This window comes from Rhizobium sp. RU35A (assembly GCF_900156005.1).
GTDB classification, from domain to species: domain Bacteria; phylum Pseudomonadota; class Alphaproteobacteria; order Rhizobiales; family Rhizobiaceae; genus Neorhizobium; species Neorhizobium straminoryzae.
The window spans coordinates 104,930-127,522 of sequence record NZ_FTMR01000010.1 but is presented as its reverse complement, the minus strand read 5'-3'; the positions used below and the strand labels follow the sequence as shown (position 1 = coordinate 127,522).

Here is a 22,593-nt window from a genome sequence, read left to right as displayed (position 1 = left end):
CGTCCTCGTCAGGGCTTGATCGAGCCCACGGCGATCGGGTCCATCTCGCGCGTCAGCGACAGGCCGATGACCGGCACCATCTGGTCCTCGACCTTGACGGAGATGGTGACGTTCATGGCGTTGCGATCCTGCATGCGGGCGACCATGGCGCCATCGAGCTTGGCACGGTTCAGGCCGACGACCATCTTTTCGCCATCCACCATGCCGGAGACGATGTCGAGGCCCTTGCCCTCGGCGCCATCCAGGAACTTGCCCTTGTAGCTGACGCCGGCCTGGGTGATGACGGCGGACATTGGCTGGGTGAACACACCGACGCGGCAGGTGCCGTTGAGGCGAATGCCCACATCACCCCCATTCGCGGCTTCGCCCGTCAGATCGCAGGTGAATTTCGTGCCCTTGTACTTGCCCGCGACGATTTCGCCGGGGCCTTTCCAGTTGCCGGCTGCCGATGTGAAGAAGGCCTGATCGGCCGGCGCGGCCTGAACCGGGTGTATGGCGACGGCAAGAACCATCGATGCGGCGGCAATGAGCCCGCCAGTCGGGGAAAAGATGCGCGAAACCATGAAACTTTCCTTGGGCGAGCGACGTCCTGATCGATCGTCACAGTAGCCGAGGGATGGTTAATGGAGCGTTTAAATTAACCTTTTTACGCCGGCCTCAATCCGCCTTCTGGCCGCCCGACAGGGCGCTGAGATCGCCGAGGAAATCGGCGATGCCCGGCCGTTTCAGCGCGGTGAAGGGCAGGGGGCGGCAGAGATCCATCGCCGCGATGCCGATTCGCGCCGTGAGCAGGCCGTTGATCACCCCTTCCCCGAGCCGGGCTGACAGTTTTGCCGCCAGTCCGTGCCCAAGCACCTGCTGGGCAAGGCCGTCGCCGACCGCAATGGAGCCTGTGACCGCCAGATGGGCGATCACATCCCGCAGCAGGCGGAGGAGGCCGAGCGTGCCTGGCCTTCCGCCATAAAGCTCGGCCATGGCCCTGACGAGCCGTGTCACTTCGAACAGCACATAGGCGAGATCGACAACCGCGCGCGGGCTGACGGCGGTGACGACGGAAGTGCGCCTGGCGCTCGCAAGAATGAGGGCCCGTGCCTGCCGGTCGAGCGGCGCCAGCAGTTCGCGCTCCGCCAGTTCGATCAGATGCGGGCCATCGATGATGTCGTCTCTGACGGCGTGCAGCGCGGCGCGGCCGCGGGCGGTTTCTGCGCGGTGGGAAAGCAGGGTCTCCAGGCGTGCCACAAGCGCGCGGGCGGGTTTTGCGCTGGCATCGCGGCGGGCGCTTTCCGCCTCCGCCTTGATGGACTGTACGGCATCAAGCCGCAGCAGCCCCGCGACCTCCCGGCCAACGACCACGCCCAGCGACAGGAGGCCAAGCGCCAACACCCCGATCGCGGTGTAACCGAGCCAGTCGGCGCGGGAAAACAGGTCGCGCACCACCTGGTCCGCCCAGAGCCAGAAGGCAAGCGACAGGAAGCTGCCGAGCGCGCCAAGCGCAAGCTTGCCCCAGGAGAAGCCGCGCTTGCGCGGTGTCGCGACCGCTGCTTCGGCGGCCGCCAGTTCGGGCGGGGTGACGAAGGGATCCTCGGCGTCGGGCGTCACGGTAAAGCCGTCGTCGAAGCTCCGCGGCAGACGCAAGGGGGCGCCCGGTCTGCGCGCGCTCTCCTCCTCAAGATCGAAGACGCCGGGGCGGCGGCGCGGGGTCTCGTCACTCATCTCAAGCTCCTTCCTGCGCGACGTATGGGTTTGCGCGACCTCCTGTCGATCCTCTCCGGCAGCAGCATGTCAGGCCAGCCTGTCGCCGACCAGGAACTGCAGCGCGCGGTCGAGGCGGATATGCGGCACCGACACCCGGATTCCGCCGGCATTTTCCTCAACCGCCGGAGGGCGAAAGCGGACGATGTTGAGATGTGGCAGCGAGCCGGCTTCACAAAGCGATTCAACCGCCTGAAAAAGTGATTCCGGTTTTTCCGGCAAGTCACCGGGAAAGATCGCGGTTTTGCGGTTTCCGTCGAAGATTTCGCCGTTGATTGTCTCGCCCGCCATCGGCGTGCCGGTAATGACCGGCAGAAGCTCGCCGTTCTGCCGCACCGTCGCCTCCCGTGTGGCACGGACAGAGGCCATCGCCATCACCTCGATGCCGGCGCCGGCCATGCCGATCCGCTCGATGGCACGGTCAACCAGCCGGCGGGTCAGCGCCTCCAGACGGTCGTGGCTTTCATGGTGCAGGTGGTCCGCCTTGGTGGCTGCGACCAGCACGCGGTCGATGCGCCGGCCGATGAGCGCGGACAGCAGCGAATTGGTGCCGGGGCGGAAGCAGGCCAGCACGTCGGACAGCGCACGTTCCAGATCCTGCACCGCCTCCGGCCCGCGGTTCAGCGCCTGCAGCGCATCGATCAGCACGATCTGCCGGTCGAGCCTGGCGAAATGCTCGCGGAAAAAGGGTTTGACCACCACCGTCTTGTAGGCCTCGTACCGCCGTTCCATCATGGCGGCCAGGCTGCCCTTCTCGAAGCGGCCCTCCGGCAGGTTGGGAAGCGGCGCGAAGGTGAGCGCCGGCGAGCCTTCCAGATCGCCCGGCATCAGGAAACGGCCGGGCGGCAGGGTGGAGAGCGAACGCTCGTCCGCCTTGCAGGCTCCGAGATAGGCGGCAAAGCTTTCCGAAAGGCGGCGGGCCGTCATTTCGTCGGCGGGGGCGATGGGTGACAGCGTGCCGGCAAGGCTCAGCCATTCGCGCGAGAGGTCGCGGCGGATGCCGGTGCCGGCGAGGTCCACCGTCTCGCGGCTGAAGCTGCGGTAATCCTTGCCGAGCAGCGGCAGGTCGAGCAGCCATTCGCCGGGATAATCGACGATATCGATGGAAAGCCGGCCCGGCGAGAAGAGGCGGCCCCAGCCTCTGGCGCTCTGGTATTCAAGCGTCAGGCGCAGTTCGGAGATGGCGCGGGTGGAGGCGGGCCAGACCCGTTCGCGCACCAGCGCCTGGATATGATCCTCGTACTGGAAGCGGGCGATGGCGTCGTCGGGCTGCGGCTCCAGCCGCACGGACGAGACGCGACCGGATCGGACGGCCTCCAGCAAGGGCAGGCGCCCGCCATGCAGCAGATTGTGCACGAGCGAGGAGATGAACACCGTCTTGCCGGCCCTGGAAAGGCCGGTGACGCCGAGCCTGAGGGTGGGATGGACAAGGCCGGAGGCGCGGTCTGCGAGCGTATCCAGCGCAATCAGCGTGTCGTCTTTGAGCGAGGTGAGGGATGGCGGCAAGGCGAGGATCCGATGATGTTGCTCCCCCCTATATAGAGATCATCGGGGCGGGAAAAAGATGAGGTCGCCGCTTGCGCATAAAGCGGTGGAGGACCCTGAGGGATGTTGGCCAGCGGCCGGGAAGCAGGGGCGCCGCCGTGTCTTTCAGGGGACGGCATGCTACGCTGGCCTGTTACCTCCAGCCGGCTCCGTCCTGGCACTATCAGGAGACGGATATGACATTCCCCGCAGCGGACATTCCGCCTCAGTTCCATCTGCTTGAAACGCAGCATTGGCGCATCAATCACCGCATGAACTCCGCCTTGCCCGGCTATCTGATGGTCGGTTCAAAACGTCATGTCGATGATCTTGCCGATCTTTGTCCGGCAGCGCTCTGTGAACTCGGACCGCTGCTGGCACTGGTGCAACGCTTTCTGCAGGCTCGTTTCGGTGCAGAACGCGTCTATCTCTGCCGTTTCGGCCAAACGCCCGGATTTCCGGTGCATTTTCACGCGATACCGGTTTACGGCTGGGTCGAGCAGGCCTTCGCGCAGGATACGCGCTACCACGCGCTGGATGATTTCCGGGAGGCCGATTTCGGGCATGCACCGGATGGCGCCGATCTGACGCTCTATGTGGCCCGGGAATTCTGTGAACGAGGTCCGCCCGCGGCCATAGAAGGGCCGAGCGTGGAAACGGTGATGGCGATCACACGGGAGGAGCTGCCGGATCAGGCGCTAGCGCTCGGCCTCCGGCTGCTCACGCCGTGAGAAAATCCTTCACCTGCCAGGTGCCGGCTGCGGCCATCAGGGGGCCACCGTGGTCGAGCACGGTCAGGCCGGCCGTCGGATAGCCGCCCGGGATCAGGGCGGCCATGCGGTCCGGTCCGATCATTGCCTCCAGCAGTTCTTCCATGGTGGGGTTATGGCCGATCAGCATGACCGCGCCTGCGGCATTCTGGGCATCGAGAACGGCAAGGTAAGTGTCGAGCGAGCCGTTGTAGAGTTCATCGATGAAGCTGAGTTCGGTGTCCTCGCCAAAAGCGCGCTGGATGGCTTCGGCGGTCTGGCGGCAGCGAAGGGCTGTTGAGCACAGGACGAGATCGGGCTGATAGCGGCGGTCTGCCGCCAGGGTCGCCACCACTTCAGCCTCCGCATAACCATGATCATCCAGCGCGCGATCAAAATCGCGACCACCCGGCTGAGGCCAGCCGGAACGGGCATGGCGGAGGAGAAAGATGCGGGAAGGCGGTGGTTCGATGCTGATCATGGAGGGGTCCGCGCGGCTGATCGACGCCTTCGAGTAGCCTGCCGGCGGTCCCTCCGTCAACTGTGCCGCTGAGGCACGCAAGGGTAGTGACACTGTATCACGTCTGCGGGACGGTTTACCCCTCTGTTGCCAAAAGCGCATAAGGAATAGTCAGTTAGCTGATTTTTGTGTCAGTTTTAAAAATGCCCTAATGCCGCCCTAAAGGCTTGAATCAGCATGTCGGAATGGAGTATAGGACGCCGCGTGAGAGCTGTTCTTCAGGAGAATCGCGTTGAGTGAGAAGATCGACCTTAGCAGCTACGTCCTCTCGGAAGATGAAGACTTCATGAATGCCAACCAGAGGGCATACTTCCGAGCCAAGCTCATAGCCTGGAAAAATGACATCCTGAGAGAAGCGCGCGAAACGCTGGACCACCTCGCTGAAGAAAGCGCCAACCATCCTGATCTCGCCGACCGGGCCTCCTCCGAAACCGACAGGGCCATCGAATTGCGCGCCCGGGACCGCCAGAGAAAACTGATCTCCAAGATCGACGCTGCCCTGCAGCGGATCGAAGACGGCACCTATGGTTATTGCGAGGAAACCGGCGAGCCGATCGGGCTGAAACGCCTCGACGCGCGGCCGATCGCGACGCTTTCCATCGAGGCGCAGGAGCGCCACGAACGTCGGGAAAAGGTCTATCGCGACGAATAATCGCGCCGGACCGGGACACCGGCCTCAGAAATTTCCAGGCACGCCGGTTTGCGTGCCTTTTTTATTGCGCGTTTTTTGGGTAGTCAGCATGGGCGGCGCCCCTCCGAAAGAGGCCTACCGCTCGTCGCGGCTGACCGACATTTCCCCGAAGATACGAGCCACTTCCGCCTGAAGCGACGGCTCCGGCGCTGCGCCAGTGATGCGCGGGGCCGCCGGATCGCGACGGGGCAGGGACGGAGAAACGGAGGCTGCCGCCGGCCGTTCGCGCCGGTCTGCTGCGAGGTTGCTGGCCATTTCCTCTTCGAGGATGCGATCAAAATCGCTGCCGAGCGTGCGTGCGGGCGTTGCCGGCGGCGGCGCAGGTGTGGGCAATGGCGCGGACTCCGGCGACAGACCATCGCCGCGACTTTCCCGTTCGCCGTTCGTCTGCGCCGCAGAACCGGACTGGAACACCCGGCGGCGCGCGGCATCCAGCACATCGCTGGCGGCACCGAGATCGGAGGATGGTTGCGCGGCAGTCTGCGGGCTCGCCTGTGATATCGTTGTGTCTGACTTTTCCGCCACGTCTCGCGGTTCGGGCCGGATATCGACCGCGGATGCAGCGTTTGACGCTGCGGTGCCGGTCGCTGGCGCCGCCTTTGCCTCCTCGCGCGCCGGCCGTTCCCGATCCGGTTCGACGCGCGGGGAGCGCGGACGGATGGCGGCGTCTTCGACAGGGGCTGCCGGAACCTCGGCGGTGGACGGAGCGGCAGGCCGTTCGGCGCGCGGTCTGGACCGCGCAGGAACCGGCTCCGGACGTTCCGCCGGCATCACCTGGCTCAGCGCCTGCGGCATCGGCTGGGCAGGAGCCTCCAGCCGCCGCGCCGGCGCGGCAATCGCTGCCGGCTGGGTTGCCGGTTCGAGACGCGTTTCCTCGCGACGCAAGGGCAGGGGTGTGGGCATCGCTGAGAGGGAGCCACCCTCGGCGGGACGGATTCCACTTTCGATGACGATGTCCGTCGGGCCGCCGATCATGACGAGATGTTCCACGTCATCGCGGCGCACCAGCACGATGCGGCGGCGGGCATCGACGGCAGCGGCATCCAGCACCTGAAGGCGCGGCTGGCGGTTCTTGCCGCCACGCAGGAAGGGCGCGGGGCCGCTGCGGCGCCTGACCAGCCACAGGATGAGGACGAGCACCAGCAGCGCCAGCGCCACACCCGCCACGGCAAGGACCAGTCGGTCGCCATAGGCTCCCATCAGATCATCGACCATGCATGCATCTCCCTGTCTGGTTGGCGACCGCGCATCCTGTCGCAGCCACTTATGCCGTTTGTGTGCCCGACCGAAGCCTGCCGGCACCCGAGGCGCGGCGCAAGCGTGCCGCGCGCCGGGTTGAGGTTAGGCAAGTCGCAAGTCCGCCGCAAGCCAGAGCCTGCATAGGAGTGGTTGCCGATCCGGCCGGACGGCTCCATGTTGCATCGCAGATATGGATGCAAACCGGCGCTCGGCAATAGGATTGTGAATGTCTTCAACGGGTTTCTGATCCCAAGCGCTTTTTGGCCGGTCCGCAAATTGCTATGGAAGAGCAATGGACCGATTCCATGGCCGTGACGTTCAGTAACCGGTCGAAATGCGAGGTGTGATGACGAAATCGCAACCGATCGGCGGCTATGACGCGCCCCTGGTGGACCGGGGAACGCGCGGCGGCACCGTGCTGCGCCTGCTTCTTCTGGCGCTGGTGCTGGTCGGCGTGTCGATCGCCTTCGTGCTGTTCAAGGACGTGATGGACAATGAGATCGTGCTGGGCGTGCTCGGCATTCTCGCCATGGTCGGCATCTTCTTCATCGTCTCCTCGATGATCGGCTTCGTCGAGGTGATGCCGCAGTCACGCTCCGACGATTTTGCCGCAAGCTATCTCGCGGGCCATCCCGACGGCATTCTGGTGACCGACCGGCGCGGCCGCATTCTCTATGCCAATGCTGCCTATGGCCGGCTGACCGGTGCCACAAAGGCCAGCAATGCGCAGTCGCTGGAAGCACTGCTTTCCAAGAACAGCGAAGCGACGGAAGCGCTCTACCGGCTGACGACTGCCCTTCGCGACGGCCGTGGCGGGCACGAGGAATTCCGCCTGCTGAAGCCACTCGGACGCGGCTCTTCCAATGGCGCCGGTGCCCACTGGTATCGCCTGAAGGCCCGCATTCTCGTCTCGCCGCTTCTGCCGGCGCCGCTCGATGTCTGGCAGATCGCCGATATTACCTCCGAGCGGGAGGAGCAGGAGCGCTTCTTCCGGGAACTCCAGAACGCCATCGACTATCTGGACCATGCGCCCGTCGGCTTCTTCTCGGCCGGCAAGAAGGGCGAGGTCTTCTATCTCAACGCGACGCTTGCCGAATGGCTGGGGCTTGATCTCACCAAATTCGTGCCGGGTTCGATGACCATGTCGGACATGGTGGCGGGCGAGGGCATGGCGCTCATCCAGTCCGTGCAGGCCGGCCCTGGCCAGAAGCGCACGGAGACGCTGGATCTCGATCTGCGCCGCAGCAACGGCCAGAGCCTGCCGGTGCGGTTGGTGCATTCCGTTTCCTCCATGCGTGACGGGGCGCCAGGCGAAAGCCGGACCGTCGTGCTGGCGCGCTCGCGTGCCGAGGGCGGCGACCAGTCGGCGTCTGCCATGCGCTTTACCCGCTTCTTCAACAACACGCCCATGGCGATTGCCTCGATCGGCGGTGACGGCAAGATCCTGCGCATCAATGCGCCGTTCCTGCGCCTCTTCTCCGGGGTCGTCTCGCGCGACGATATCGATTCGGGCGTGTCGCTGGACGTCATCGTGCACGACAGCGCGCGGGCCGATCTGGAGCGGGCGCTGGACGCCGCCAAGGACCGGCAGGGCGACATCGCGCCCATCGACTGCCGCCATCCGGCCGATGACAGCCGTCACGTGCGCTTCTACGTCAATGCGGTGATCGACGAGAGCGACGAGGCGCCGGAAGAAGTGGCGATCGTCTACGCCGTCGAGACCACCGAGCAGAAGGCGCTCGAAACCCAGATGGCCCAGACGCAGAAGATGAATGCGGTCGGCACGCTGGCCGGTGGCATCGCGCATGATTTCAACAATGTGCTGACCGCCATCCTGCTGTCGTCCGACCATCTGCTGCTGCAGGCGCGCCCCTCCGATGCGAGCTTCGCCGACCTGATGGAGATCAAGCGCAACGCCAACCGCGCCGCGGTTCTGGTGCGGCAGTTGCTGGCCTTCTCGCGCAAGCAGACCATGCGGCCGGTGGTGCTGAACCTGACGGACGTGGTGGGCGATCTGCGCATGCTGGTCGACCGGCTGATCTCCGGCACCAATGTGAAGCTGGAGGTGGATTACGGACGCGACCTCTGGCCGGTGCGTACCGATCTTTCCCAGTTCGAGCAGGTGCTGATCAATCTGTGCGTCAATGCCCGCGACGCCATGCCGGGCGGCGGCGAGATTCGCATCCGCACCCGCAATGTGACGGCCGAAGAGGCCGCAGCCTTCCCGAGCGCCCGGTTGCCGGCCGAGGATTTCGTGATGGTCGAGGTGGCCGATACCGGCACCGGCATTGCGCCTGACATCATGGACAAGATCTTCGAACCCTTCTTCACCACCAAGGAGGTGGGCAAGGGCACCGGTCTCGGGCTTTCGATGGTCTATGGCATCGTGAAACAGTCCGGTGGCTACATCTACCCCGAATCGGAAGTGGGCAAGGGCACGACCTTCCGTGTCTTCCTGCCGCGCCATGTGCCGGAGGTGAAGCCGGTGGTCGAAGCGGAGCCCGCGGCACAGCCGGCCGGCAGTCACAGCCTGCCGCAGGCCGCGGCCGCCGACACGGCACCCGCCTCGCAGGATGTCGATCTGACCGGCAATTCCGCTGTCGTGCTGCTGGTCGAAGACGAGGAGGCGGTGCGGCGTGGCGGCAAGCGCATGCTCGAAACGCGCGGCTATACCGTGCATGAGGCAGGTTCCGGCACGGAAGCGCTCGACATCATGCAGGAGCTGGACGGCAAGGTGGACATCGTCGTCTCCGACGTTGTGATGCCGGAAATGGATGGCCCCTCGCTGCTGCGCGAACTGCGCAAGACCTATCCGGACCTGAAATTCATCTTCGTGTCCGGTTACGCGGAGGATGCCTTTGCCCGAAACCTGCCGGCGGATGCGAAGTTCGGCTTCCTGCCGAAACCCTTCTCGCTGAAGCAGCTGGCCGTGGCGGTCAGGGAAATGCTCGACCGGAAGGATTGAAGGCAGCCTCTGCCGATCTTCGGAAATCCGAGGAAATTCCGGGACTTCGGCGTGGATCAAACCGTGCGGAACGTCTGGAGAACACAGGACGAATTATTTTTGCGATTCAGGGGCTTGGTTGCCCCTTGCGAAAAGAGAACAAAAAGAGTACATCATCTCCATCGGATGCTTGTTGCCCACGCGGCTGCAATAACCTAAAGGTGGATGGGATGGCACAGAATTCATTGCGGCTCGTAGAGGAAAAGACAGTGGACAAAAGCAAGGCGCTGGAGGCGGCACTCTCCCAGATCGAACGCTCCTTCGGCAAGGGCTCGATCATGAAGCTCGGGGCGAACGAGAGCGTGGTCGAAATCGAGACCGTCTCGACCGGGTCGCTCAGCCTCGATATCGCGCTTGGCATCGGTGGCCTGCCCAAGGGCCGCATCGTCGAAATCTACGGGCCGGAAAGCTCGGGCAAGACGACGCTGGCGCTGCAGACCATTGCCGAAGCCCAGAAGAAGGGTGGCATCTGCGCCTTCGTGGATGCCGAACATGCGCTGGACCCCGTCTATGCCCGCAAGCTGGGCGTCGATCTGCAGAATCTGCTGATCTCGCAGCCGGATACCGGTGAGCAGGCGCTGGAAATCACCGATACGCTGGTGCGCTCCGGCGCGGTTGACGTGCTGGTCGTCGATTCGGTTGCGGCATTGACGCCGCGCGCCGAAATCGAAGGTGAGATGGGCGACAATCTGCCGGGCCTTCAGGCCCGCCTGATGAGCCAGGCGCTGCGCAAGCTGACGGCCTCCATCTCCCGCTCGAACTGCATGGTGATCTTCATCAACCAGATCCGCATGAAGATCGGCGTGATGTTCGGTTCGCCGGAAACCACCACGGGCGGCAATGCACTGAAGTTCTATGCCTCGGTTCGCCTCGACATCCGCCGCATCGGCGCCGTCAAGGAGCGCGAAGAGGTTGTCGGCAACCAGACCCGCGTCAAGGTCGTCAAGAACAAGATGGCGCCGCCCTTCAAGCAGGTCGAGTTCGACATCATGTATGGCGAAGGCGTCTCCAAGACCGGCGAACTGGTCGATCTCGGCGTCAAGGCCGGCATTGTCGAGAAATCGGGCGCCTGGTTCTCCTACAACAGCCAGCGGCTGGGTCAGGGGCGTGAAAACGCAAAGGTCTTCCTGCGTGACAATCCGGAAGTGGCGCGCGAGATCGAGATGGCGCTGCGCCAGAATGCCGGCCTGATCGCCGACCGTTTCCTGCAGAATGGCGGGCCGGATGCCAATGACGCTGACGGTGATCCGGACGCCTGATCGGCGCCCTGCACCTTCCGGACAGGTTTGGCCGGCCGCACGACGTGAGACGTTGTGCGGCCGGTTTGTCGTCGTGCTGGACAGGGTTCGGCTGGAACGTTAAAAGCCAGTGGTTTTTGGATGAAGGGACCGCCTGGGGCGGGGGTATAAGGGCTGTTGCATGAGTGGCGTGAATGAAATCCGGTCGACCTTCCTCGACTATTTCCGCAAGAACGGTCACGAGATCGTCTCGTCCAGTCCGCTGGTGCCGCGCAACGACCCGACGCTGATGTTCACCAATGCCGGCATGGTGCAGTTCAAGAACGTCTTTACGGGCCTGGAGAGCCGTCCCTATACGACCGCCTCGACCTCGCAGAAGGTCGTGCGCGCCGGCGGCAAGCACAATGACCTCGACAATGTCGGCTATACCGCCCGCCACCTGACCTTCTTCGAAATGCTCGGCAACTTCTCGTTCGGCGACTATTTCAAGGAGCGCGCCATCGAGCTTGCCTGGAACCTCGTCACCAAGGGCTTCGATCTGCCAAAGGAACGCCTGCTGGTGACGGTCTATGCCGAGGACGAGGAGGCTGCGAGCCTCTGGAAGAAGATTGCCGGCTTCTCCGACGACAAGATCATCCGCATTCCGACCTCCGACAATTTCTGGCAGATGGGCGATACCGGCCCCTGCGGCCCGTGCTCGGAAATCTTCATCGACCAGGGCGAGCATGTCTGGGGCGGCCCGCCCGGCTCACCGGAAGAGGATGGCGACCGCTTCCTGGAATTCTGGAACCTCGTCTTCATGCAGTTCGAACAGACGGCGCCTGGCGAGCGCACGCCGTTGCCGCGCCCGTCGATTGATACCGGCATGGGCCTGGAGCGCATGGCCTGCATCCTGCAGGGCGTCAGCAGCGTGTTCGACACCGACCTGTTCAAGACGCTGATCTCGGCGACGGAAGACGTGGTCGGCGCCAGGGCGGAAGGTGACCAGGCGGCAAGTTTCCGCGTGATTGCAGACCATCTGCGCTCCTCCGCTTTCCTCATTGCCGATGGCGTTCTGCCGTCGAACGAAGGCCGCGGTTACGTCCTGCGCCGCATCATGCGCCGCGCCATGCGCCACATGCAGCTGCTCGGCGCGCGCGAGCCGCTGATGTACCGCCTGCTGCCGGCTCTGGTCGGCGAAATGGGCCGCGCCTATCCGGAACTTGGCCGCGCCGAGGCGCTGATTTCCGAGACGCTGAAGCTCGAGGAAGGCAAGTTCCGCACGACGCTCGCCCGCGGCCTTTCGCTTCTGTCGGATGCGACGGAAACTCTTGGCAAGGGCGATTCGCTTGACGGCGAAACCGCCTTCAAGCTCTACGATACCTATGGCTTCCCGCTCGATCTCACGCAGGATGCGCTGCGCGCCCGTGGCATCGGCGTCGACCTCACCGGCTTCAACGATGCCATGCAGCGGCAGAAGGCGGAAGCGCGCGCCAGCTGGGCCGGTTCCGGCGAAAAGGCCACCGAAGGTGTCTGGTTCGAACTGAAGGAAAAGTTCGGCGCCACCGAATTCCTGGGTTATGACACCGAATCGGCGGAAGGTGTGGTGCAGGCAATCGTCCGCGAAGGCACGGTTGTCGGCGAGGCCAAGGCCGGCGAGACGGTGCAGATCGTCGTCAACCAGACGCCGTTCTACGGCGAGTCGGGCGGCCAGATGGGCGATACCGGCGTGATCTCGACCGATGGGGCGAAGCTTTCGGTCACCGACACCCAGAAGAAGGGCGAGGGTCTGTTCGTGCATGCGGCGGTGGTTGCCGAAGGTGTGCTGAAGACCGGCGATGCCGTGGTGCTGACGGTGGACCATGCCCGCCGTTCGCGCCTGCGCGCCAACCATTCCGCCACCCACCTGCTGCACGAGGCGCTGCGCGAGGTGCTCGGCACGCATGTGGCCCAGAAGGGCTCGCTGGTCTCGCCGGAGCGGCTTCGCTTCGACGTTTCCCATCCCAAGCCGATGTCAGCCGAGGAACTGGCACGCGTCGAGGACATGGCGAACGCCATCATCCTGCAGAATGCCCCGGTCACGACGCGTCTGATGAGCGTCGATGACGCGATTGCCGAGGGCGCCATGGCCCTGTTTGGCGAAAAATACGGCGAGGAAGTGCGCGTCGTTTCGATGGGCACCGGCATCGAGGGCGCCAAGGCCGGCAAACCCTATTCGATCGAACTGTGTGGCGGCACCCATGTGGCCTCGACCGGCGAGATCGGTCTGGTGCGCGTGCTGGGCGAAAGCGCCGTCGGTTCCGGTGTGCGCCGCATCGAGGCGGTGACGGGCGAGGGCGCCCGCGCCTATCTTGCCGAACAGGACGAGCGCGTGAAGGCGCTGGCCTCCGTCCTCAAGGTGCAGCCGTCCGAACTTCTGCCGCGCGTCGAGGCACTGATGGACGAGCGCAAGAAGCTCGAGAAGGAACTGGCGGATGCCCGCCGCAAGCTGGCCATCGGCGGCGCCCAGGGCGGAGTTGCTTCCGAGGTGCGCGAGCTTGCCGGTATCAAGTATCTCGGCAAGGCCGTCAGCGGCGTCGATGCCAAGGACCTGAAGGGTCTGGTGGATGAGGCCAAGACCGGTCTGACCTCCGGCGTCGTGCTGCTGATTGCCGTCAGCGATGATGGCAAGGCGAGCGCGGTTGTCGGCGTGACGGCCGACCTGACGGAACGCTTCAGCGCCGTCGATCTGGTGCGGGTCGCTTCCGTCGCCCTCGGCGGCAAGGGCGGTGGCGGCCGTGCGGACATGGCGCAGGCCGGCGGTCCGGACGGTGCCAAGGCTGATGAGGCCATCGAAGCGGTGGCAGCCGCCATCGCGGGCTGATCGAAAGAGGCAAGGGCCGGGCACCGGCACGGCCCTTCTCTATGGTTCCCGGGCGAAACCCGTGACGGGGAGCGCCGGCATGGCTGACGTGGCCCGTATCTGTCGGGAAAGACCGGAACGTGGTTTTTCCGCAGAGACGGCGGACCAGACAGACGAAGCAAGGAAAACCCAGGGGCTGCCGGGTTCGGAATGAACCTGACGGGTGCTTGGCAAGGGAAGGGACAGGGCGTGACGCTGGCGGTGGCGATCGACGAGACGGACGATATGCCGGTGGAAGCGGATGGCTTTCTCAACGGCCTGTTTGCCCATGCGCCGCAGACGACCGCCTTCAACAAGCTGCGCAAGCGCCTGCTGCGGCAGGTGCGGCAGGCGATTGACGATTTCGGCATGCTGAAGGGCCAGACGCGCTGGCTGATCGGGCTCTCCGGTGGCAAGGATAGCTATTCCCTGCTGGCGCTGCTGATGGATCTGCAGTGGCGCGGGCTTCTGCCGGTCGAGCTTGTCGCCTGCAATCTCGACCAGGGCCAGCCGAATTTTCCCAGGCACATCCTGCCGGAATACCTGACGGGCATTGGCGTCAAGCACCGCATCGAGTACCGCGACACCTATTCGGTGGTGAAGGAAAAGGTGCCGGAGGGTGCCACCTACTGCTCGCTCTGCTCGCGACTCAGACGCGGCAACCTGTACCGGGTGGCACGCGAGGAAGGCTGTGATGCGCTGGTGCTCGGCCATCACCGCGACGACATTCTCGAAACCTTTTTCATGAACCTGTTTCATGGCGGACGGCTGGCCGGCATGCCGGCCAAGCTTTTGAACGACGAGGGCGACCTCTTCGTGCTGCGGCCGCTCGCCTATTGCGCGGAAGAGGATCTGGCGAAATTTGCCGCCGCCCTGCAGTTTCCGATCATCCCCTGCGATCTCTGCGGTTCGCAGGACGGGCTGCAGCGCAATGCCATGAAGCAGATGTTGACGACGATGGAAACGCAGATGCCGGGCCGCAAGGACCGCATGCTGCGGGCGCTTGCCCACGTGAATCCGTCGCATCTACTCGATCCCAAGCTTTTCGATTTCGCTTCCCTTTCTCCCTCCCCGAAAGACTGAGGTTTTCCATGAGCATTGATGTGATGGCACTGGCGGACGTTCTCAGACGTGCTGCCAAGGCCGAAATCCTGCCGCGTTTTCGCAGGCTCTCCGATGGCGACGTGCGCGCCAAGAGTGAGGCGACCGATCTCGTCACCGAGGCTGATGTGAATGCCGAGCGGATGATCCGCGCGGAACTGGAGCAGCTCGCGCCGCAGGCGTTGTTCATCGGCGAAGAGTCGGTCGCGGCCGACCCGGCCTTGCTGTCAAAGCTGAAGGAAGCGGAACTGGCGGTCATTGTCGACCCCGTTGACGGTACATTCAACTTTGCCTCGGGCATTCCGGCCTTCGGCGTGATGGCCTCGGTGGTCTACCGCAACGAAACGGTCGCCGGCCTGATCTATGATCCGATGGGCGATGACTGGGTGATGGCGGAAAAGGGAAGTGGCGCCTATCTGCGCCGGCCGGATGGCGAGGCGATCCGCCTGTCGGTGGCGGCACCGAAGCCGCTGGGATCGATGATCGGCATGGCATCGGCTGGCTATTTCTTTGGCGAGCAGCGGGAGAAGATTCTTGGCAATCTCGCCAAGGTGCGCATGTTCGCCTGCTATCGCTGTGCGGCGCAGGAATATCGCACGCTTGCCGGTGGCCATGTGGATTTTGCCATGTACAACAAGCTGATGCCCTGGGATCATCTGGCGGGAACGCTGATCTCCCAGGAGGCCGGTGGCCATGCGGCGCGTTTTGACGGCAGTCCCTATCGCCCGACCGATCTGGAAGGCGGCCTGCTCGTTGCCACCAACCCGGACAGCTGGCGCGTGCTGCGCGACGAAATCATCGGCTGAGAGAGCCTTTGGCCCGCATTTGAAAGGCCCCGGCAACGAAAGTGATGCCGGGGCTTTTCTGTATTTTAAAACCGGAGCGCCGTCAGACGCGCGGATTGTGCGGCTGGAAGAGCTTGCCCTTTTCGGCAATCAGCACGAAGACGAGCCCGACGAGCGAGACGGAGAAGAAGCCCGCGACCATGGGCAGCGCCGTGCCGTTGAAGGCCTGCCCGATAAGGGCGCCGATTGCCGCCCCGCCAACCGTGCTCATGAAGCCGAGGACGGAGGAGGCCGTGCCTGCCACATGGCCGAGCGGTTCCATGGCCAGCGAATTGAAGTTGGCGCCGATCCAGCCGAACATGAACATCGCAAGCCCGAAGAAGCTGAGGAACAGCAGGAAGGGCATCGGCTGTGGGCCGACGAGCTGGACGAACAGCCAGAGCGCCGTGATGGCAATGAACGCCAGCAGGGAGCCATGCGACAGCCTGCGCATGCCGAAGCGCCCGACCAGGCGCGAGTTCAGGAAGGAAGAAAAGGACATGAAGGCGGCGACGGCAGCAAAGGCCACGGGGAACCAGTGCCCGAGACCGTAGATGCCGACATAGACCTGCTGCGCGGAGTTGATGAAACCGAAGAGCGCCCCGAAGATGAAGGTCGCGGAAATCGTGTAGCACAGCGCCATGCGGTTGGTCAGAACGATGCGAAAGCCGTCGATGATGGAGGACAGCGTCAGCGGACGGACATCCTCCGGCGCAAGGGTTTCCGGCAGCCGGAGCATCATCCAGACAAGGATGGCGATCGCCATGATGCCGATGAAGAGAAAAATCATGTGCCAGTTGCCGCCCAGCATGATCACCTGGCCAGTGCCCGGCGCAATGATCGGCACGATCATGAACACCATCATGATCAGCGACATGACCTCAGCCATCGCGCGGCCGCCGAACACGTCGCGCACGATCGACACGGTGACGACGCGCGTGGAAGCGGCGCCCGCTCCCTGGATGAAACGCAGGATCAGCAGGCCGGAGAAGGAGGGAACCGCGACAATGGCAAACGAACAGACGATATAGAGCGCCAGGCCGAAGATCATCGGCTTGCGGCGGCCGAAGCGGTCCGAAATCGGGCCGTAGAGCAGTTGTGCGAAACCGAAGCCGAACAGGTAGGAGGACACGATGAACTGGCGTTCGTTGACGTTCTCGACCCGGAGTGCCTCGCCAATCTGTTGCAGAGCCGGCAACATGATGTCGATGGCGAGCGCATTGAGCGCCATCAGCATGGCCATCATGCCAATGAATTCAGCCTTGCCCATGCCTTTCAGCCGGGCGGCCGCCACGTTGGTTACGGATGTCACGATCAATAATCCTGAAAATGCAAAGGCGCCGCGGGATGGCGGCGCCTCGATCTGAAATCGATGATGCCGGATCAGCCGGCAAGAGGCCCCTTAGGCAGCGCCGCGAACGGCGATACCCTGTTCCTGGAGGTGCGACTGCAATTCGCCGGACTGGAACATTTCGCGGACGATGTCGCAGCCGCCGACGAATTCGCCCTTGATGTAGAGCTGCGGAATCGTCGGCCAGTTCGAATAGTCCTTGATGCCCTGGCGGATTTCCTGGTCGGCGAGCACGTTGATGCCCTTGTAGTCGAGGCCGAGGTAATCGAGGATCTGCACCACCTGGCCGGAGAACCCGCACTGCGGGAACTGGGGGGTGCCCTTCATGAAGAGAACGACATCGTTGCCCTTCACTTCGCTGTCAATCAAGTCGTGAATTCCGCTCATGGTCCGTTCCTTTCCTGCCCGGGGTCAAGGTCCGGGCGCTGTCGGGCCTTTAAATAACACGGGATTACACAAATTCCAGCCATTGCGCGTGCTGGAACCCATCAAATCGCGTGATGCCAGCCAGCGTGATGAACGGGCCGCGTCACTCAGGCGCGGAGGTCTGCAGTGCCAGCGCATGCAGAACGCCGCCCATGTTGCCCTTCAGCGCCTCATAGACCATCTGGTGCTGCTGAACGCGGGTCTTGCCGCGGAAGGCTTCGGCCACGACTTCGGCCGCATAATGATCGCCGTCGCCGGCGAGGTCGCGAATCTTGACCTTGGCACCCGGGATCCCCGCCTTGATCATGTCTTCGATGTCACCGGGGCGCATGGGCATGGGTCATTCCTTTCAAGTCAGTCGCAACGCGCTTTTCAGCAAGAGTGCCAAAAAGCGCGCCATTGTCAAAGCGCTTCCTGATGCGCTTACGCCATAAAGCTGGGGAACCAGCTTTCATGGGCTTCCACGAGATCGGCAACCGCGACGTCGACGATCTCGTCGATGACGAGACGCTCGCCTCCCAGCGTTCCAAGCGTGCGGAAGGGCACCCGAGCCGATTCGGCGCTGGCGCGCACGAAGTTGGCAAGATCTGCCGGCACTGCGATGACGTAGCGGGCCTGATCTTCACCGAACAGCTGGGCATGCGGCAGGCCGCGCCCCTCGGCGAGAGACAGCTTCGCCCCCTGGCGGGCACCCATGCACATTTCGGCCAGTGCCACGCCAAGCCCACCCGAGGAAATATCGTGGCAGGCGGTCACCTGACCGTTGCGGATGATGCCGCGCACGAAATCGCCGTGACGACGCTCGGCGCCGAGATCGACCACCGGCGCCGGGCCCTCGGTGGAGCCCAGAATGTCGCGCAGATAGACGGACGAACCGAGATGGCTGCCATCGCCGCCGATCATGATCAGCACGTCGCCCGCCTTTGCAGAGCCGATCCGCGCCATCTTCGACCAGTCGGGCAGCAGGCCGACGCCGGCAATGGTGGGGGTCGGCAGGATCGCGATGCCGTTGGTCTCGTTGTAGAGCGAGACATTGCCCGAGACGATCGGGAAATCGAGCGCGCGGCATGCTTCACCGATGCCCTGGATGGCGCCGACAAACTGGCCCATGATCTCCGGCTTTTCGGGGTTGCCGAAATTCAGGTTATCGGTGGCGGCGAGCGGCTCTGCGCCGGTTGCGGTAATGTTGCGCCAGCATTCGGCAACCGCCTGCTTGCCGCCTTCGACCGGATCGGCCTCGACATAGCGCGGCGTGACATCGGAGGAGAAGGCGAGCGCCTTGGTCGGATGGCCTTCGACACGCACGACGCCGGCATCGCCGCCCGGAAGCTGCAGGGAATTGCCCTGGATCAGCGTGTCATATTGTTCGTAGACCCAGCGGCGGCTGGACTGGTTGGCGGAGCCGACCAGTTTCAGCAGGGCCTCATTGTAATCGGCGGGTGCTGCAACCTTTTCGACCGGCAGCGGCGCGCGGGCAGCGGAAGGCTGCCAGGGACGGTCGTATTCCGGGGCTTCGTCGCCGAGCTCCTTGATCGGCAGGTTGGCGACCTCCTCGCCCTGGTGGATGACGCGGAAACGCAGGTCGTCGGTGGTGTAGCCGACGATCGCGAAGTCCAGGCCCCACTTGACGAAGATCGCCTTGGCGACCTCTTCCTTGGAGGGTTCCAGCACCATGAGCATGCGCTCCTGGCTTTCCGACAGCATCATTTCGTAGGCCGTCATGCGCTCCTCGCGCACCGGCACCTTGTCGAGGTGCAGCTCGATGCCGAGGTCGCCCTTGGCGCCCATTTCGACCGCCGAGCAGGTGAGACCGGCCGCCCCCATATCCTGGATGGCGATCACGGCGCCGGTCTTCATCAGCTCAAGGCAGGCTTCCAGCAGGCACTTTTCGGTGAAGGGGTCGCCGACCTGAACGGTCGGGCGTTTCTCCTCGATCGACTCGTCGAATTCGGCCGAGGCCATGGTTGCGCCGCCGACGCCATCGCGGCCGGTCTTGGCACCGAGATAGACGACCGGCAGGCCAACGCCCTTGGCCTGCGACAGGAAGATGCCGTCGGACTTGGCAAGGCCGGCGGCAAACGCATTGACGAGAATGTTGCCGTTGTAGCGGGGGTCGAATTCGACTTCGCCGCCGACGGTCGGCACACCGAAGGAATTGCCGTAGCCTCCGACACCGGCAACGACGCCGGCCACAAGGTGCCTGGTCTTCGGATGATCGGGCGCGCCGAAGCGTAGCGCGTTCATCGCCGCGACCGGCCGGGCGCCCATGGTGAAGACATCGCGCAGAATGCCGCCAACGCCGGTTGCCGCACCCTGATAGGGCTCGATGTAGGAGGGGTGGTTGTGGCTCTCCATCTTGAACACCACGACATCGCCGTCATCGATATCGACCACACCGGCGTTTTCGCCCGGTCCCTGGATGACGCGCGGACCCTTGGTCGGCAGCGTTTTCAGCCACTTCTTGGATGACTTGTAGGAGCAGTGCTCGTTCCACATCGCCGAGAAGATGCCGAGTTCCGTAAAGGTCGGCTCGCGGCCGATCAGATCGAGAATCCGCTGGTATTCATCAGGCTTCAGGCCGTGGGCGGCAATGAGGTCGGGCGTGATCGCGATCGTGTTGGAAATGGTCATCGTCATCTCTAGTGGGCGGTCCAGACTGGCGTCTCTTTAGCCTAGATGACAGAAGGGCGCGACAGGAAATTTCCCGTCGCGCCCAGATGATTTGCGTCTGTCGCCGGTGAGGCGATGATCAGAACTTGTAGCCGACCATCAGGCCGGCACGCGTCAGGCCGCTGTTGTCGCTGCCGCAGAGGCCGGCATGCGAGGAATGCTCGGCCGTGCCGACGAGGCGCCAGTTCTTGTCGAGATTGATGCCGGCGGCGAGGTATTCGTGGAAGAGGGTATGGCAGCCGAGCGCCGGGCTGTTGCTGCCATCCGGATGCAGGTTGCCGTCGTTGACGCTGCCGCCGAAGCCTGCTTCGAGGAAGAAAGTGTCGTTCAGATGCGCCGTCCAGGAGAAGCCGGCATAAATCTGGTTGGTCTCCCCGGCCGTGCTGACATCACCGCCGATATGGATGCGGGGGCGGGTGAACTTGCTCCACCCGGTGGCATTGTCATGGTCCCAGGGATCGAAGAAAAGCATGCCGGTGATCAGCACGCCGCGTTCCGGATTGGCCTGGTCAACGCCCAGCACCGAACCGAAGCGCGCTTCATCGAAGATATTGTCCTGTGCAAGGCTGGGGCCGGCGGCAATCAGGAGACATGCGGATGCAAACAGGGATGCTGCCAGCTTGGAACATGCACGTTGGGACATCGTTCAGGTGAACTCCGATGGACGGGATCTGCTTCGACACCCGAAGCAGCGTGCCGGAGGTTGTCCCTGAATTGAGCAAGATACAAGGTGGTATCTCGGCAGTGCCAAATCATGACACGCAAAGACGCGGCATTGTTGCAGAAAAAGTACGCTCAGCGCGCCGGAGACTGCTGAAAATCCAGTCACGGGGAGGCATGGGGAGCCAGCCGGCGGCCATGAGATCCGCGAATCAGGAAGCCTGAAGGACGAGAGTCGCGTAAGCCGGCTAACCGGTTGAAACCACTAAGATCCCCGGCTCGGTCCGCGTGTTCAGCAGCCCTTGTCGCCGGCGGCCCAGCGCGTCACGTCCTTGCGGATGCGGGCCGCCTGACTGCCGTTCATCATCGGTCCGAAGGCGTCAAGCCGCGCCGGATTTCCCTCTGCCTGCACGACAAGCAAAGGACGCGATTCCGGGCTGTGGCGCGGGACCGCCAGGATGCGCGGACGCCCGGAGAAGGAATTGAGTTCCGGCGCCAGCCGGTAGGCGGCAAAGGCTGCATCGCCGGACTTGAACCAGCAGCTGTTTGCCGCGACCGCGATCCGCTCCATCATCGGCAGCGCCGCGCGATCCGGCGCCACGGCTGCGGGGCGCTCGCTCTTGCAGCCCTGCAGGCTGACGAGCGTGACGGCAAGGCAGGCGAGGGCGATCTTGTAGGTCATGGGCTCTGATCCGGACAAACGGCGGGAGGAAAAGAGGCTCCGCGTTGCCACGGAGCCTCGAGACATGGAGGGCTGACGGATGATTGCGGCAGGCGTATGGCTCAGGCCGCAATGACATCCAGGGCAGAGGCGAAGATGCCGCGCCCATCGGTGCCGCCATGGGCCGCCTCGATGAGGTTTTCCGGATGAGGCATCATGCCGAGCACATTGCCGGCCTCGTTGACGACGCCTGCGATGTCGAGCATCGAACCGTTCGGATTGGTGCCTTCCGCATAACGGAAGACCACCTGGCCCCTGTCCTGCATCGCCTTCAGGGTCTCGTCCTCGACAAAATAGTTGCCGTCGTGGTGGGCAACCGGGCAGCGGATGATCTGGCCCTCGGCATAGGCGCGGGTGAAATCCGTATCGGCGTTGACCACCTCGAGCTTCACTTCCTTGCAGACGAACTTCAGCGAGGCATTGCGCATCAGGGCGCCGGGCAGCATGCCGGCCTCGACCAGGATCTGGAAGCCGTTGCAGACGCCGAGAACCTTGACACCCTTGGCCGCCTTTTCGCGCACGGCCTGCATCACCGGCATGCGCGCGGCAATCGCGCCACAGCGCAGATAGTCACCATAGGAAAAGCCGCCGGGGATGACGATCAGGTCGACATCCGGGATTTCCGTTTCCGTCTGCCAGACGGTGACCGGGGCCTGCCCGGAAATGCGCGTAAGGGCGGCAATCATGTCCCGGTCGCGGTTGAGGCCGGGAAGCTGGAGGACGGCGGACTTCATGGATGGGGCTCAAACCTTGCTTGTGCTTCTGACAGTTCTCGGAGTTCGAGACGATTTTCGATGCGGTCAAGACGCAGCTCATGCCGCGCTAAAACGGAGTGAAGATTGTGAATGTCCTGATGAAGTGACACCATGGCACCCCGCATCGCATTCATCTCCGCCTTCAGTTCGCGCTGGCCCTGTTTCACATCGGCGACTTCCGCGTGAACCCGCTTCATAAGTTCATACAGAAGTTCACTGGTGACATCGGCCATGACACGTTCCGCAACCGTCAGATCAGAGCGATAGAATAGTTCTCGATCACGGTGTTGGCCAGCAGCTTTTCGCACATGGCTTTCAGTTCGTCCTCAGCCTTGGTGCGGTCTGAGGTGTCGAGTTCGAGATCGAAGACCTTGCCCTGGCGCACCTGATGGACGCCCTCGAAGCCGAGGCTTCCGAGCGCGCCTTCGATGGCCTTGCCCTGCGGGTCCAGAACGCCGTTCTTCAACGTGACGGTGACGCGTGCCTTGATCACTGAGTGCTCCTCGAA

21 protein-coding genes are annotated in these 22,593 nt (G+C 63.7%); 7 read left to right on the top strand and 14 right to left on the bottom strand.

The window, feature by feature from the left end:
* Positions 1-8 precede the first annotated feature (8 nt).
* The 3 genes from F3H95_RS20545 to F3H95_RS20535 form a co-directional block, all read right to left on the bottom strand.
* On the bottom strand, positions 9-563 hold the full coding sequence (locus F3H95_RS20545) for a hypothetical protein (RefSeq protein WP_149747373.1): 555 nt from the start codon (positions 561-563) through the stop codon (positions 9-11).
* Positions 564-657: 94 nt separating this feature from the next.
* Positions 658-1,713 (bottom strand): TIGR01620 family protein, encoded by a 1,056-nt coding sequence (locus F3H95_RS20540; RefSeq protein WP_149747372.1) that lies wholly within the window; start codon positions 1,711-1,713, stop codon positions 658-660.
* 69 nt (positions 1,714-1,782) lie between these two features.
* Positions 1,783-3,258 carry a YcjX family protein gene (locus tag F3H95_RS20535; RefSeq protein ID WP_149747371.1) on the bottom strand — a complete coding sequence of 492 codons (1,476 nt, stop codon included), beginning with the start codon at positions 3,256-3,258 and terminating at the stop codon, positions 1,783-1,785.
* A 215-nt stretch (positions 3,259-3,473) separates the two neighbouring features.
* Between F3H95_RS20535 and F3H95_RS20530 the strand changes: the two genes are divergently transcribed.
* Complete coding sequence (locus F3H95_RS20530) at positions 3,474-4,007, top strand: HIT domain-containing protein (protein WP_149747370.1); 534 nt, start codon at positions 3,474-3,476, stop codon at positions 4,005-4,007.
* On the opposite strand, the gene F3H95_RS20525 is transcribed toward F3H95_RS20530, so the two are convergent.
* Positions 3,997-4,506, bottom strand: coding sequence for a histidine phosphatase family protein (locus F3H95_RS20525; protein ID WP_149747369.1), 510 nt, complete (start codon positions 4,504-4,506; stop codon positions 3,997-3,999). The genes F3H95_RS20530 and F3H95_RS20525 overlap by 11 nt on opposite strands.
* A 271-nt stretch (positions 4,507-4,777) precedes the next feature.
* On the opposite strand from F3H95_RS20525, the gene dksA reads away from it, so the two are divergent.
* Positions 4,778-5,197: an RNA polymerase-binding protein DksA gene (gene dksA, locus F3H95_RS20520; protein WP_149747368.1), complete on the top strand. Its 420-nt coding sequence runs from the start codon at positions 4,778-4,780 to the stop codon at positions 5,195-5,197.
* 114 nt (positions 5,198-5,311) lie between these two features.
* On the opposite strand, the gene F3H95_RS20515 is transcribed toward dksA, so the two are convergent.
* Complete coding sequence (locus tag F3H95_RS20515) at positions 5,312-6,451, bottom strand: flagellar biosynthetic protein FliO (protein ID WP_149747367.1); 1,140 nt, start codon at positions 6,449-6,451, stop codon at positions 5,312-5,314.
* 370 nt (positions 6,452-6,821) lie between these two features.
* Here F3H95_RS20515 and F3H95_RS20510 point away from each other — a divergent pair, with 370 nt between their 5' ends.
* From F3H95_RS20510 to F3H95_RS20490, 5 genes are all read left to right on the top strand, one after another.
* Positions 6,822-9,440, top strand: coding sequence for a PAS domain-containing sensor histidine kinase (locus F3H95_RS20510; protein WP_149747366.1), 2,619 nt, complete (start codon positions 6,822-6,824; stop codon positions 9,438-9,440).
* Between the two features lie 209 nt (positions 9,441-9,649).
* Positions 9,650-10,738, top strand: a complete 1,089-nt coding sequence (recA, locus tag F3H95_RS20505; protein ID WP_142880818.1) for a recombinase RecA — start codon at positions 9,650-9,652, stop codon at positions 10,736-10,738.
* Between the two features lie 160 nt (positions 10,739-10,898).
* On the top strand, positions 10,899-13,559 hold the full coding sequence (gene alaS, locus F3H95_RS20500) for an alanine--tRNA ligase (RefSeq protein WP_149747365.1): 2,661 nt from the start codon (positions 10,899-10,901) through the stop codon (positions 13,557-13,559).
* Positions 13,560-13,787: 228 nt separating this feature from the next.
* Positions 13,788-14,660 (top strand): tRNA 2-thiocytidine(32) synthetase TtcA, encoded by an 873-nt coding sequence (gene ttcA / locus F3H95_RS20495; protein ID WP_188134447.1) that lies wholly within the window; start codon positions 13,788-13,790, stop codon positions 14,658-14,660.
* A gap of 8 nt (positions 14,661-14,668) precedes the next feature.
* Complete coding sequence (locus F3H95_RS20490) at positions 14,669-15,484, top strand: inositol monophosphatase (protein WP_149747363.1); 816 nt, start codon at positions 14,669-14,671, stop codon at positions 15,482-15,484.
* 82 nt (positions 15,485-15,566) lie between these two features.
* Here F3H95_RS20490 and F3H95_RS20485 read toward each other — a convergent pair whose 3' ends face one another.
* The 9 genes from F3H95_RS20485 to purS form a co-directional block, all read right to left on the bottom strand.
* Complete coding sequence (locus F3H95_RS20485; protein ID WP_142880959.1) at positions 15,567-16,772, bottom strand: multidrug effflux MFS transporter; 1,206 nt, start codon at positions 16,770-16,772, stop codon at positions 15,567-15,569.
* Between the two features lie 132 nt (positions 16,773-16,904).
* A complete protein-coding gene (gene grxD / locus F3H95_RS20480) occupies positions 16,905-17,240 on the bottom strand; it encodes a Grx4 family monothiol glutaredoxin (RefSeq protein WP_142880822.1) in 336 nt (111 codons plus the stop codon).
* Positions 17,241-17,382: 142 nt separating this feature from the next.
* Positions 17,383-17,616: a BolA family transcriptional regulator gene (locus F3H95_RS20475; RefSeq protein WP_142880823.1), complete on the bottom strand. Its 234-nt coding sequence runs from the start codon at positions 17,614-17,616 to the stop codon at positions 17,383-17,385.
* Between the two features lie 86 nt (positions 17,617-17,702).
* On the bottom strand, positions 17,703-19,910 hold the full coding sequence (gene purL / locus F3H95_RS20470) for a phosphoribosylformylglycinamidine synthase subunit PurL (protein ID WP_149747362.1): 2,208 nt from the start codon (positions 19,908-19,910) through the stop codon (positions 17,703-17,705).
* Between the two features lie 118 nt (positions 19,911-20,028).
* Positions 20,029-20,592: an acyloxyacyl hydrolase gene (locus F3H95_RS20465; RefSeq protein WP_142880825.1), complete on the bottom strand. Its 564-nt coding sequence runs from the start codon at positions 20,590-20,592 to the stop codon at positions 20,029-20,031.
* A 309-nt stretch (positions 20,593-20,901) separates the two neighbouring features.
* On the bottom strand, positions 20,902-21,291 hold the full coding sequence (locus F3H95_RS20460; RefSeq protein ID WP_149747361.1) for a hypothetical protein: 390 nt from the start codon (positions 21,289-21,291) through the stop codon (positions 20,902-20,904).
* A 101-nt stretch (positions 21,292-21,392) separates the two neighbouring features.
* Positions 21,393-22,064 carry a phosphoribosylformylglycinamidine synthase subunit PurQ gene (purQ, locus tag F3H95_RS20455; RefSeq protein ID WP_142880827.1) on the bottom strand — a complete coding sequence of 224 codons (672 nt, stop codon included), beginning with the start codon at positions 22,062-22,064 and terminating at the stop codon, positions 21,393-21,395.
* A complete protein-coding gene (locus F3H95_RS20450; RefSeq protein ID WP_149747360.1) occupies positions 22,061-22,318 on the bottom strand; it encodes a hypothetical protein in 258 nt (85 codons plus the stop codon). The genes purQ and F3H95_RS20450 overlap by 4 nt, the downstream gene beginning before the upstream one ends.
* Before the next feature lie 17 nt (positions 22,319-22,335).
* Complete coding sequence (purS, locus tag F3H95_RS20445; protein ID WP_149747359.1) at positions 22,336-22,578, bottom strand: phosphoribosylformylglycinamidine synthase subunit PurS; 243 nt, start codon at positions 22,576-22,578, stop codon at positions 22,336-22,338.
* Positions 22,579-22,593 lie beyond the last annotated feature (15 nt).